At 68.4% G+C, this 12,815-nt stretch carries 12 protein-coding genes; 11 read left to right on the top strand and 1 reads right to left on the bottom strand.

What is annotated here, in order from left to right; all coding sequences use genetic code 11:
• Positions 1 to 6: 6 nt before the first annotated feature.
• The 11 genes from AB0I69_RS30780 (at position 7) to AB0I69_RS30730 (ending at position 12,495) form a co-directional block, all read left to right on the top strand.
• Positions 7 to 942: a sugar ABC transporter permease gene (locus AB0I69_RS30780; RefSeq protein WP_363098994.1), complete on the top strand. Its 936-nt coding sequence runs from the start codon at positions 7 to 9 to the stop codon at positions 940 to 942.
• Positions 939 to 1,823 carry a carbohydrate ABC transporter permease gene (locus AB0I69_RS30775; protein ID WP_363098993.1) on the top strand — a complete coding sequence of 295 codons (885 nt, stop codon included), beginning with the start codon at positions 939 to 941 and terminating at the stop codon, positions 1,821 to 1,823. The genes AB0I69_RS30780 and AB0I69_RS30775 overlap by 4 nt, the downstream gene beginning before the upstream one ends.
• Before the next feature lie 49 nt (positions 1,824 to 1,872).
• Positions 1,873 to 3,066: a Gfo/Idh/MocA family oxidoreductase gene (locus tag AB0I69_RS30770; protein ID WP_363098992.1), complete on the top strand. Its 1,194-nt coding sequence runs from the start codon at positions 1,873 to 1,875 to the stop codon at positions 3,064 to 3,066.
• Positions 3,066 to 3,911: a PmoA family protein gene (locus AB0I69_RS30765; RefSeq protein ID WP_363098991.1), complete on the top strand. Its 846-nt coding sequence runs from the start codon at positions 3,066 to 3,068 to the stop codon at positions 3,909 to 3,911. Before AB0I69_RS30770 ends, AB0I69_RS30765 begins: the two co-directional genes overlap by 1 nt.
• The gene (locus AB0I69_RS30760; protein ID WP_363098990.1) at positions 3,908 to 5,419 is read left to right on the top strand and encodes a family 43 glycosylhydrolase; all 1,512 of its coding nucleotides are present in this window, start codon (positions 3,908 to 3,910) and stop codon (positions 5,417 to 5,419) included. Before AB0I69_RS30765 ends, AB0I69_RS30760 begins: the two co-directional genes overlap by 4 nt.
• Positions 5,420 to 5,536: 117 nt before the next feature.
• Positions 5,537 to 6,874, top strand: a complete 1,338-nt coding sequence (locus tag AB0I69_RS30755; protein ID WP_363098989.1) for a sugar ABC transporter substrate-binding protein — start codon at positions 5,537 to 5,539, stop codon at positions 6,872 to 6,874.
• Positions 6,875 to 6,917: 43 nt separating this feature from the next.
• Positions 6,918 to 7,706: a rhamnogalacturonan acetylesterase gene (locus tag AB0I69_RS30750; RefSeq protein WP_363098988.1), complete on the top strand. Its 789-nt coding sequence runs from the start codon at positions 6,918 to 6,920 to the stop codon at positions 7,704 to 7,706.
• A 17-nt stretch (positions 7,707 to 7,723) separates the two neighbouring features.
• The gene (locus tag AB0I69_RS30745) at positions 7,724 to 9,034 is read left to right on the top strand and encodes a pectate lyase (RefSeq protein WP_363098987.1); all 1,311 of its coding nucleotides are present in this window, start codon (positions 7,724 to 7,726) and stop codon (positions 9,032 to 9,034) included.
• An 89-nt stretch (positions 9,035 to 9,123) separates the two neighbouring features.
• Positions 9,124 to 10,290, top strand: a complete 1,167-nt coding sequence (locus tag AB0I69_RS30740) for a pectinesterase family protein (RefSeq protein ID WP_363098986.1) — start codon at positions 9,124 to 9,126, stop codon at positions 10,288 to 10,290.
• 7 nt (positions 10,291 to 10,297) lie between these two features.
• Positions 10,298 to 11,329: a pectinesterase family protein gene (locus tag AB0I69_RS30735; RefSeq protein WP_363099214.1), complete on the top strand. Its 1,032-nt coding sequence runs from the start codon at positions 10,298 to 10,300 to the stop codon at positions 11,327 to 11,329.
• Positions 11,330 to 11,382: 53 nt separating this feature from the next.
• Entirely contained in the window at positions 11,383 to 12,495 is a 1,113-nt protein-coding gene (locus AB0I69_RS30730; protein ID WP_363098985.1) for a chondroitinase-B domain-containing protein, read from the top strand.
• 14 nt (positions 12,496 to 12,509) lie between these two features.
• Here AB0I69_RS30730 and AB0I69_RS30725 read toward each other — a convergent pair whose 3' ends face one another.
• Positions 12,510 to 12,791: a hypothetical protein gene (locus tag AB0I69_RS30725; RefSeq protein WP_363098984.1), complete on the bottom strand. Its 282-nt coding sequence runs from the start codon at positions 12,789 to 12,791 to the stop codon at positions 12,510 to 12,512.
• Positions 12,792 to 12,815 lie beyond the last annotated feature (24 nt).

Genomic DNA, 12,815 nt, shown 5'->3' with positions numbered 1-12,815 from the left:
ACAGTCATGGCCCAAGCCGCAGCCGTGGCGAAACCGCCCGCGCCACCCCGGCGGCGCCGTGCCTCCGCGACCCCGCGCAGGCTTCCGTACCTGCTGATCGCCCCGGCGGCGCTGCTCATGCTGGGCTTCATCGCCTACCCGGTCATCAGCGTCTTCTACTACAGCCTGCAGAATTACAACCCCACCAAACCGTGGCGCAACGGCTTCGCGGGTCTCGACAACTTCACCCACGCCTTCACCAACGACCCCCAGTTCTGGGACACGTTGACGTTCAGCGCCAAGTGGGTCGTCGTAGAGGTGGGCCTCCAACTTCTCTTCGGTCTCGCCCTCGCCCTCATCGTCAACCAGACCTTCGTGGGCCGGTCCATCGGCCGCGCGCTGGTGTTCTCCCCCTGGGCCGTGTCGGGCGTCCTGACCTCCGCGATCTGGGTGCTGCTCTACAACTCCCAGACAGGCGTGACCCGTTACCTCGCCGACATGGGCATCGGCCAGTACGGCACGAGTTGGCTCTCGGACCCCTCAACTGTCTTCTCCGCAGCGGTCGTTGCGGACCTCTGGCGAGGCGTCCCCTTCTTCGCGATCCTCATCCTCGCCGACCTCCAGTCCGTCTCGAAGGACCTGTACGAGGCCGCCGAGGTCGACGGCGCCAACCGCTTCAAGCAGTTCCTGCACATCACCCTGCCGCACCTCAAGGACGCGATCGTGCTGTCCACACTGCTGCGCGCGGTATGGGAGTTCAACAACGTCGACCTCCTCTACACCCTGACCGGCGGCGGCCCGGCCGGCGAGACGACCACGCTCCCGCTCTACGTCGCCAACACCAGCGTCGAAGCCCACAACTTCGGCTACGCGTCGGCCCTCACCACGGTCGCGTTCGTCATCCTTCTCTTCTTCTCGATCATCTATCTGCGCCTGAGTAAGTTCGGAGGCGGCGACAAGTGATCACCGAGATCGCTCCGGCCCGCGAGCGCGAGTCCGCCGCACCGCAGCAGCCGCGCAAGGTCCGCCGCGCCTGGGACGAGGTCCCGCGCTGGCAGATCTACGTACCCCTGGGCATCTACCTCGTCTTCACCCTGATCCCCTTCTACTGGATTCTCCTCTTCGCGTTCCGCCCGGCCGGCTCGACCTCCCTCGTGCCCTGGCCGATGACCCTCGACCACTTCCAGAAGGTGTGGACCGAACGCAGCTTCGGCGTCTACTTCCAGAACAGCGTCTACGTCGGTGTGGCCACCCTGATCCTCACCACCGTGGTCGCGCTGGCCGGCGGCTACGCGCTCGCCCGCTTCGAGTTCAGGATCAAGCGCGCGTTCATGCTGGCCCTGCTCTGCTCCCAATTCGTGCCGGGCGCCCTGCTGTTGGTCCCGCTGTTCCAGATCTTCGCCAAGCTCCAGATGATCAACTCGCTCGGCAGTGTCATCCTCGCGGAGACCGTCTTCCAACTACCACTCTCGATGATCCTGATCAGCGGCTTCATCCGGAACGTCCCGCAGTCCCTGGAAGAGGCCGCCTGGGTCGACGGCTGCAACCGCTTCGCCGCGTTCCGCATCGTCGTCCTCCCGCTGCTGCGGCCCGGGCTGATCGCCGTCGGCTCCTTCGCCTTCGTACACGCCTGGAACCACTTCCTCTTCGCCCTGATGTTCCTCTCCGACCAGAGCAAGCAGACCATCCCGGTCGGCCTCAACACCCTGATGAGCGCGGACAGCGTCGACCTCGGCGCACTCGCCGCCGGCGGCATCGTCGCGGCCGTACCCGTGGTGATCGTCTTCGCCTTCATCCAGAAGTGGCTGATCACCGGCTTCAGCGCGGGGGCGGTGAAGGGATGAGGCAACCGCTTACCCTGCTGGCGAAGATCGTCGACGCAGGGAGAATCCCATGACATCCACCACCGGTCCTACGACCGTCACCGCACCCGGCTCCACAGCCCTCGCCCCGCCCGTCTCCATCGTCCTCGCGGGCGCCCGGGGTCACGGTCGTTGGCACGTCGAGAACATCCGCCGGCTCCAGGACAAGGGACTCGTACGCCTCGTCGGCATCTGCGAGCTGACCCCGCTGACCGAAGAGGAATTCGGCGGCGAACTCCCGGCCCAGTCACCGGACTTCGGCGCTCTTCTCGACTCCACCGGCGCCCAGGTCGCCGTGATCTGCACCCCGATCCCGACCCACACGGACCTCGCCCTGGACGCCGCGAAGCGGGGTGTGCACCTGCTGCTGGAGAAGCCGCCCGCGCCGTCGTACGCCGAGTTCCGCAGGATGGCCGACGGGGTCGCCGCGGCCGGGGTCGCCTGTCAGATCGGGTTCCAGTCGCTCGGCTCGCACGCCGTGCCCGATATCCGCGAGTTGATCGCCAAGGGCGCGATCGGCACGGTGACCGGGGTCGGCGGAGCCGGTGCCTGGGCGCGCGACGAGGCGTACTACCGGCGTGCTCCCTGGGCGGGCAAGCGGCGCCTGAACGGCGTCGACGTGATCGACGGCGCGCTCACCAACCCCCTCGCGCACGCGGTCGCCACCGCCCTCGCCCTGAACGGCACGACCCGCGCCGAGGACGTCGTCCGCATCGAGACCGAACTCGTGCGCGCCAACGACATCGAGTCCGACGACACCTCCTGCGTCCGCGTCACCACCGTCCAGGGCCGCCCGGTCACCGTCGCGGTGACCCTGTGCGCCGAACACCCCGGCGAGCCCTACGTGTTGGTACACGGCAGCCGCGGCCGAATCACCTACTGGTACAAGCAGGACCGTGTCCTGCTCCAACGGGCGGGCCACGGCCCTGAGGAGTTCGAGTACGGCAGCACGGACCTGCTGGAGAACCTGGTCGCCCATCTCACCGATGGCGACGCGCTGTTGGTCGAACCGGACGCAACAGGCGCCTTCATGAAGGTCGTTGAGGCGATCCGCCAGGCACCCGACCCGGCCCCGCTGCCCACCGACGCCTGGCACCTCATCCCGGCCGAGAACCGCCGGGTCGTCCCCGGCATCGACGCACTGGTCACGGCGGCGGCCGACACCCTCGCCCTCTACTCCGAGTTGGGCGCCTCCTGGGCCCCACCGAAAGAGGTGAGCACCTGATGATCACCCACGACACCCCGGTGCTGCGCGTCGCGGGCCGCCCGGTCGCCCGGTACGTCACCCGGCCCGAGCTGCCCGCCCGGCTCTCCCCGCGCCCGTATCTGCACCCCGTCACCACCCTGGCCGGCACGGCGGTCACCGAGTTGAGCCCCGTCGACCACACTCACCACCTCGGCGTCGGTGTAGCCGTTCCCGACGTCGAGGGGCACAACTTCTGGGGCGGACGCACCTACGTCCCGGACCAGGGCTCGACCGAACTGGACAACCACGGCGCCCAACGCCACTCCACGTTCCAGCTCCGCGACCCCGACGGCTTCGTGGAGGAGCTCCGCTGGGTCGCCTCCGGCGCCGAACTTCTCCGCGAACGCCGTACGGTCGCCGCCACCGAACTCACCGACACCGCCTGGGCGTTGGACTTCACCTTCTCCCTCACCAACGTGACACCCGACCCCCTTTCGATCGGCAGCCCCGCCACCAACGGCCGCCCCGGAGCCGCGTACGGCGGCTTCTTCTGGCGGGCCCGCAAAGAGGCGGAGACCCCGCGTGTCTTCACCCCCGACCGTGAGGGCGAGCCGGAAGTCCACGGCACCCGTGCCGACTGGCTCGCGCTCGCCGGCACCGGTTGGACGCTGGTCTTCGCCGGTGCCACGGACCGTTCCCGCCGCGACCCGTGGTTCGTCCGCACCGCCGAATACCCGGGCGTGGGCGCGTCGTTGGCCTCGGACGAGCGGCTGCCGATACCGCCCGGCGACACGGTCGTACGGCGGATCGTCACCGTCGTCGCCGACGGCAGCCTCGACCGGACCGAGGCCGCGGCGCTCGTGCGGAAGGCGGTCAGCCAGTGACCCGCGAGACGTACACGAACCCCGTCCTGAACGCCGACTGGTCCGACCCGGACGTCATCCGCGTCGGCGACGACTTCTACCTCACGGCATCCAGCTTCGGCCGTGTACCGGGCCTGCCGCTGCTGCACTCCCGCGACCTGGTGAACTGGACCCTGGTCGGCCACGCCCTCCAACGCCTCGAACCCGCGAGGGAGTTCAGGACCCCACGCCACGACTGCGGAGTCTGGGCACCCGCGTTGAGATACCACGATGAACGCTTCTGGATCTTCTGGGGCGACCCCGACCAGGGCATCTTCCAGATCAACGCCCCCGAGATACGCGGCCCTTGGACCCGCCCGCACCTCCTCAAGCAGGGCAAGGGCCTCATCGACCCGTGCCCCCTGTGGGACGACGACAGCGACGAGGCGTACCTCGTCCACGCCTGGGCCAAGTCCCGCGCGGGCATCAAGAACCGCCTCACGGGCCACCGTATGCACCCCAACGGCACGACCCTCCTCGACGACGGCAAGGTGATCGTCGACGCGGACCGCATCCCCGGCTGGTTCACTCTGGAGGGTCCCAAGGTCCACCGACGCGACGGCTGGTTCTGGATCCTCGCCCCCGCAGGGGGAGTTGAGACCGGCTGGCAGGGCGCGTTCCGCGCACGCGGCTTCTTCGGCCCGTACGAGGAGAAGGTCGTCCTGGAGCAGCAGAACACCGACGTCAACGGCCCCCACCAGGGCGCGTGGGTGCGCACCCCGTCCGGCGAGGACTGGTTCCTGCACTTCCAACAGCGCGGCGCCTACGGCCGGGTCGTCCACCTTCAGCCCATGAGGTGGGGTGACGACGGCTGGCCGGTCATCGGCAACGAGGGCGCCCCCGTAGCCGTACACCCGAAACCCGACCTGCCGCCGCAGCAGCCCGCCGCGCCCGCCACCGACGACGACTTCCCCGGCGGGCGGTACGGCCGTCAGTGGCAGTGGACGGCGAACCCGCAGGACGGCTGGGCCACCCACCACTCCGGCGACGGCCTGCGACTGACCTGCGTACGCTCGGCCGACGCGCACGACCTGCGCCGACTCCCGAACCTCCTCACCCAGCGACTGCCCGGCACGCCCGTCGCGGTCGAGGTCGAACTGCGGCTGCACAGCGAGGAGTTGGGGGCGCGGGCCGGGCTCGCGGTGCTCGGGGACGCGTACAGCTGGATCGGACTCCAGCGGGGCGCGGACGGCGTGGTGCGGTTCGTGCACCGGTTCGCCGAGCCCGTCGCCGAGCGGGAGCGGGACGCGGGGAAGTCCTGCCTCGCACCCGAGGGGCGGGTCCGGCTGCGCATCGAGATCGGCGCCGGGGCGCGCTGCCGCTTCTTCTACGACGTCGGGGACGGGCCGCGTTCGACCGGCCAGGTGTTCGCCGCCACCTCCTGGCGCTGGGTCGGCGCCCTGCTCGGGCTTTTCGCGCTCGCGCCCGTCGGCACGGGACATGCCGGCGCGGCCACGTTCACGCGGTTCCGGATCAGTTCGCTCCGCTAACTCACCCTGCCTGTACGCCTGTTGGGAGTCGCAATGACGCACCTCCGTAGCAAGCGCTTGCCAGCCCCTGTCCGTGACGTCATCACCCCGTTGGATCCATCGGAAGAGAGCCGACCTATGAAGACCAGCATCCGCAGAAGCAGGCGTGCCGCCATGGCCGTCGCCCTGGGCTCCGTGCTCGCGCTGACCGCCACCGCCTGCGGCGACGACGGAAGCGGCGGCGCGGGGGACAAGGGTGACGAGGGGTCCGGCAAGGGCACGATCACCTTCTGGGACAACAACGGCGGTGTCCGCACCGACATCTGGAAGCAGATCATCGCGGACTTCGAGAAGAAGTACCCCGACATCAAGGTCAAGTACGTCGGGATACCCGCGGCGAGTGCCCAGTCCAAGTACGACACCGCGATCCAGGGCGGCGGCCTGCCCGACGTCGGCGGTGTGGGGACGGCGGTGCTCGCCGAGGTCGCGGTGCAGGGGGCGTTGGAGCCGTTGGACAGCCGGCTCAAGTCGAGTTCTCTGAACGGCAAGTTGAGCCAGAACCTGCTCGACGTCAGCAAGAGCGCGGGCGGCGGGGACAAGCTCTACCAGATCCCGACCTCCGCCAACAACGGCACGCTTTGGTACCGCACCGACCTCTTCAAGGCCGCGGGACTGGACGCGCCGACCACCTGGGCGAAGTTCTACGCCGCCGCCGACAAACTCACCGACAAGGCGAAGAACAGGTTCGGCTTCACCATCCGAGGCGGCGAGGGGTCCATCGCGCCGGCCCTCGACGCGGTGTACGGCCAGACCGGGATCACCTCGTTCTGGAACGGCGACAAGACGACGGTCAACGACCCCAAGAACGTTGCCGCGTTGGCGAAGTACGTCAGCCTGTTCAAGAAGGACACTCCGTCCGCCGACCTCAACAACGACTTCACGAAGATGGTCGCGCAGTGGGACAGCGGCACGATCGGAATGCTGAGTCACAACCTCGGGTCGTATCAGGATCACCTGAAGGCGCTGGGCGCGGACAAGTTCAAGGGCATTCCCAATCCGACGCTGGACGACGGGACTCGGGTGCAGATCTCCAACCCCGTTGACGGGCTGAGTCTGTTCAAGTCCAGCAAGAACAAGGAAGCGGCCTGGAAGTTCGTCGAGTTCGCGGTATCCGCCACGGAGAACTCCAAGTACAACGAGTCCGCAGGTCAGGTTCCGGCCAACACGGAGGCGGCCGGTGCAACCTGGATCCAGAAGTCCGAGCCCACGCAGTTGGCGGCGGAGGCGTTGAACGGGGCCGACACGAAGATCGTGCAGCTGCCGTATTACCTGCCGGACTGGAACACGATCTCCAAGGCGGACAACGAGCCGAACTTCCAGAAGCTGCTGCTCGGGAAGATGACGGCGAAGGAGTTCCTGGACACGCTGGCCGACCAGTTGAACAAGGCACAGGCGGACTGGAAGCAGAACCACTGAGTCGGGCGCCCCTGAAAGACAGAAGCCGAGAGGTGGACCAATCGTGTCTCTTACCCGTAGGCAAGTCGAGTTGGGTGCTCTCGCCGCCGTTCCGTTGCGTGGCGGCGGTGGTCGGCGGGACCGGACTCTTTACATCGCCGGTGACTCCACCGCTGCCCAGAAGTATGCGGACGCAGCTCCGGAAACGGGGTGGGGAATGGCGCTTCCCTTCTTTCTGCGCAAGGGGGTGGAGGTCGCCAACCGGGCCATAAACGGGCGGAGTTCGAAGAGCTTTGCCGACGAGGGGCGGCTCGATGCCATTCTCGCCGCCATCCGGCCCGGCGATCTTCTCCTCATCCAGTTCGGGCACAACGACGAGAAGATCGACGACCCCACCCGCTACACCGAACCCTGGACGACGTACCAGGACTATCTGCGGCTGTACGTCGACGGGGCCCGAGGCCGCGGCGCCCGGCCGCTGCTCGCCACCCCCGCCGAGCGCCGCAGGTTCGACGCCGACGGCAACGCCGTGCCGACCCACGGCGACTATCCGGCGGCGATGCGCGCGCTCGCCCAGCAGGAACGCGTCACGCTGCTCGACATCGAGGCGCTGTCGCTCGCGCTGTGGCAGCGCATCGGGGTCGAGGAGACAAAGGTCTACTTCAACTGGACCGAGACCGAGCAGGACAACACGCACTTCAATCCGCCCGGTGCGATCGCCGTGGCGCGGCTCGTGGCGCGGGAGTTGCTGCGCACCCGGGTGCTCGCGCCGCGTGACGTCGTCCGGTTGCGCGACGAGATTCCCACGTCCTGGATCACCTGGCCCGAGGCGACGGACGCCTCTGCCCTCTGAGCAAGGAGACCCGCACAGTGCGCATATCTACATGTCATGGCCGCGTCATCGCGTCGCTCGTGGGCTGCACGGCACTGGCTCTCGCCCTCACCGGCACCACCGCCCAGGCCCATCCGCGCAGCCTCGCCCGCGAGACCCTCGGCGCCGCTGACGGCTGGGCCTCCTACGGCACCGGCACCAGCGGTGGCGCCGCCGCCACCCCCGATTACGTCTACACCGTCACCAACTGGGCCGATTTCAAAGCCGCGTTGGCTGCCGGCGGCACCGCACCGAAGATCATCAGAATCAAGGGCACGATCGACGCCAACGCGGAGGGCTGCGACTCCTTCGCCGCGCCCGGCTACGACTTCGCCCAGTACCTCGCCACCTACGACCCCGCCGTCTGGGGCTACGACCAGAACCTCGACAACGAGCCCGCCGACAGCCCCGAGGGCCTGCGCCGCGTGTCCGCCGCGAACCAGGACACCGCCATCAAGGCGTTCATCCCCGCCAACACCACCATCATCGGCGTCGGTCGGAACGCCGGCTTCAAGGGCGCCAGCCTGCAGATCAAGGCCGTCGACAACGTCATCATCCGCAACCTGGCCTTCGAGAGCCCGTTGGACTGCTTCCCGCAGTGGGACCCGACCGACGGCGACACCGGCAACTGGAACTCCGAGTACGACAGCGCCGTCATCTACGGCTCCACCCATGTCTGGCTGGACCACGACACGTTCACCGACGGCGACCACCCGGACAGTTCGCTGCCCACCTACTACGGGCGGATCTTCGAACAGCACGACGGCGAACTCGACATCGTCAAGGGCGCCGACTACGTCACCGCGTCCTGGAACGTCTTCAGCGACCACGACAAGACGATCCTCATCGGCAACAGCGACAACGCCTCCACCGCCGCGATCGACCGCGGCCACTTGAAGGTGACGCTCCATCACAACCTGTTCTCCAACCTCGTCGAGCGCGCACCCCGCGTCCGCTTCGGCCAAGTCGACTCGTACAACAACCACTTCGTCGCCGAGCCCGGATACGGCTACAGCTACGGCATCGGCCTGGAGTCCCAACTCGTCGCGGAACACAACGCGTTCACCGTCCCCGCCGGGATCTCGGAGGCCACCATCCTCAAGAAGTGGTCCGAGGCGCCGCTCACCGCCGACGACAACTACGTCAACGGCACCCTCACCGACCTGATCGCCGTCCACAACGCGGGCGTCCCCACCGAGATCCTCCAGTCCGGTGCGGGCTGGACACCGACCCTGCGCACGAAGATCGACCCCGCGAAGGCCGTGCCGTTCATCGTCGACCGGGGCGCGGGCGCGGGCCACCTGCGCTGACACCACCACACCGGGATCCGGGCCGGTCCCGTCCGACCGGCCCGGCACCGGCGTCCCCCTCATGAGCCGCACCGCGAAGGAGCACCCGCATGCCCTCGCACCACCACTCCCTCCAACTTCCCCTGTCCAGACGGGGTTTTCTCATGGCGAGCGCCGGCGCGGGCGCCGCGATCGGCCTCACCGCCGTCCCCGTCCTCGCCGTCGGCAGGCCGCACCCGTTCGGCCGCTACGGTTCACCGGCCGCGCGCCTCACCCCGCTCACCCTGTACGTCGACCCGCGCGGCCGGGGTGACTTCACCACCGTCCAGGCCGCCGTCACCGCCGCGACCACCGCCGGGTACACCCTGGTCGTCGCGCCCGGCGTCTACCGTGAGACGGTCACCGCCGGAGTCACCGACCCGGCGACCGGCCAACTCGCCCCCGCCGCCTCCGAGATGACCTGGATCGGCGCGAGCGAGAACCCGCGTGACGTCGTCGTGGTGTACGACAACGCCAACGGCAGCCAGAAACCCGACGGTTCGGGCACCTACGGCACCTCCGGCTCGGCCACCACCCTCATCCGCACCGACGGTTTCACGGCCCGCTGGATCACCTTCGCCAACGACTGGCTGCGCGCCGACCACGCCGACATCACCGGCACACAGGCGGTCGCGATCAAAGTGCAGGGCGACCGTTCGGCGTTCTTCGACTGCCGTTTCCTGGGTCATCAAGACACGCTGTACGCCGACTCGTTCGCCCTCGGCGTCTTCGCCCGCCAGTACTACGCGCGCTGCTACGTCGAGGGAGACGTCGACTTCGTCTTCGGACGGGCGACCGCCGTCTACGACCACTGCCACTTCCGCACCCTGAATCGCACCGACCTGGCGACGGCGCCGTACGGCTTCGTCTTCGCCCCCTCCACAGCGGTCGCCAACCCGCGTGGATACCTGGTGACGCACAGCCGCGTGAGCAGCCAAGCCCCCTACGGCTACTACAAGTTGGCCCGGCCCTGGGTACCCGGCTCGGACACCACCGCCCGCCCGATGCTCACCGTCCGGGACACGGCGCTCGGTGCGGGGATCGATGCGGTGGCGCCGTACACCAACATGTCGGACACCTATCCCTGGCAGAGCCAACGGTTCGCGGAGTACCGGAACACGGGCCCAGGTGCAGCGATCAGCGTCCCGGAGAGCCGGCCCCAACTCACCGCAGAACAGGCCGAGTCGGCGACCCGCGAGGCCTATCTCGGCGACTGGACACCGGGGTGGAGGCGCTGAGATGACACTGCGCAGACGCACACTCCTGACGGGATTGACGGGCATCGCCGGCGGTCTGGTGACCGCCGGTGCCGCCCCCGCCGCAGCCCTCGACCGTCGCTGTGTCCTGCACGTCCGACCCGGCGACTCGGTGCAGGCCGCCGTCGACGCGGTGGAGGGCACCGGCTGGACGATCGTGGTGCACCCGGGGACGTACCGCGAGGTCGTCAACGTGCCTGTGGGGGCGGGCGAGTTGACGTTGCGCGGTGCCACCCGCGATCCGCGTGACGTCGTCATCGTCCACGACAACGCCAACGGGACGCAGCGGCCGGACGGTTCGGGGACGTACGGTACGGCGGGCTCCGCGACCTTCACCTCGGCGGCGCCCGGGCTGACCGTACGGGACCTGACCCTCGCCAACGACTGGCTGCGCGCTGACCACCCGGAGATCACGGGGACGCAGGCGGTGGCCGCGTATGTCACGGGCGACCGCTCGCAGTTCGCGCACGTCCGGCTGTTGGCCCACCAGGACACGCTCTTCGTGGACACGTCGGCGCTGGACGCCTTCGACCGGCAGTACTTCTCCCACTGCTACATCGAGGGGGACGTCGACTTCGTCTTCGGGCGGGCCACCGCGGTCTTCGCGGACTGCCAATTCCACACCCTGCAACGGGACGTGGCCTTCACCCCCAAGGGCATGGTCTTCGCCCCGTCCACCGCCCGTGCCAACCCGCACGGCATCCTCGCGGTCCGCTCGCGGATCACCTCCGGCGCCGAGGACGCCGCGTACAAGCTGGCCCGGCCGTGGGTTCCGTCGTACGAGACGACGGCCTGGCCGTCCCTCGTCGTGCGGGACACCCGGATCGGGCCCGGCATCGACCCGGTCGCGCCCTACACGAACATGCGCGACGCCTACCCCTGGCAGTCGATGCGCTTCCACGAGTACCGCAACACGGGACCGGGCTCCGTGATCACCGTCGCGGAGAACCGGCCCCAACTCACGGCCACCGAGGCCAAGTTGCACACCCCAGCGACCTACCTCGGTGACTGGCGTCCCTGAAGTCCCCCCATCCGCAGCAAAAGCGAACAGAACGACGAAAGGACCGCACTCCTATGTCTCGTCGTACCGCTCTCACCCTCGGCACGGCCCTGGCGTTCGGCGCCGGGCTGGCCGTCCTCCCCACCCAGGCCCAGGCCGCCACGGTCGTCGTCGACACGACCGCCGAACTGACCAGCGCGATCTCAAGTGCCACCGCCGGCACGGTCATTCAGGTGCGCGGCGGCACGTACTACCCGACGGCCACCCTCCAGTCCACGACGAACGGCACGTCGTCCTCGCCGGTCACGCTCACCGCGTACGGCTCGGAGACGGTCAAGATCGACGGTTCGTCGCTGCCGTCGGGGTCCTGGATCTTCAAGCTGACGGCGGACTACTGGAACGTCTCCAACATGACGTTCCAGAACTCCCCGGACAGCGCGGTCGTCTGCCAGTCCTGCACCGGCACCAACTGGAGCAACGTCAAGACCATCAACGGCGGCGACTCCGGGTTCACGCTCACCGGCGACGGCACGGTGAACAACACCGTCAAGAACCTTGATTCGTACGGCAATTACGACGCCGCCACCCACGGTCAGAACGCGGACGGGGTCGCCATCAAGTTCGGCTCCGGCACCGGCAACCTCGTCACCGGCGCCCGGCTGTACAACAACTCGGACGACGGCATCGACCTCTGGTCCTTCTCCTCACCGGTCACCATCGAGCACACCTGGTCCTTCGGCAACGGCGTCAACCGCTGGGGCGACTCCGCGTTCGAGGGCAACGGCAACGGCTTCAAACTGGGCGGCAACGGAGTGACCGTCGCCCACGTCGTCAACAACTCGGCCGCCTGGGGCAACGCCGGCAACGGGTTCACCGAGAACTCCAACACAGGCGCCATCGTCATCAACCGCACCACCGCCTACGCCAACAGCGGCTGGGGCTACTACTTCGCCACCAGCTCCGCCAAACTCGGCAAGAACCTCGCCGTGAGCAACGGCAGCGGCTCGGTCACCAAGGGTTCCTCGGTCACCTCGTCCGGCAACAACTGGGACTCCGGCATCTCCACCCCGTCCTTCATCTCCACGGACGCGTCGACGACGTACAACGCCCGCTCGTCGAGCGGCACGCTGCCGTCCACGACGTTCCTGACCACGGGGAGCACGACGATCGGCGCGACGATGAACTGACCTGTGCGGTGGGCTCAGTTGAGGTGCCACAGGGCGTAGGCGGCGGTCAGGAGCACAAGACCGGCGACGGTCATGAACGCCCCGAGCATCCGGTGGTACCAAGGCTGGGCCCACATCAGCGCGGAGCCACCGCCCAGTTGGTGCCTGTCACGGATGTTCCGCGCCCTCTGTACGGCGATCCCGCGCACGTTGAACGCCCAGCTCCCACCGAACCAGACGGCCGCGAGCCCACCCAGGGTGAAGAGGGCGATGATCACCGGTGACGGCCCGTGTGTTCCAGCGGCGAGGTGCTGCACGTCTTTCGTGTCCTTCCGTGAAAT

This window comes from Streptomyces sp. NPDC050508 (assembly GCF_040655155.1).
GTDB lineage: Bacteria > Actinomycetota > Actinomycetes > Streptomycetales > Streptomycetaceae > Streptomyces.
This window is presented reverse-complemented; position numbering and strand designations above follow the sequence as displayed.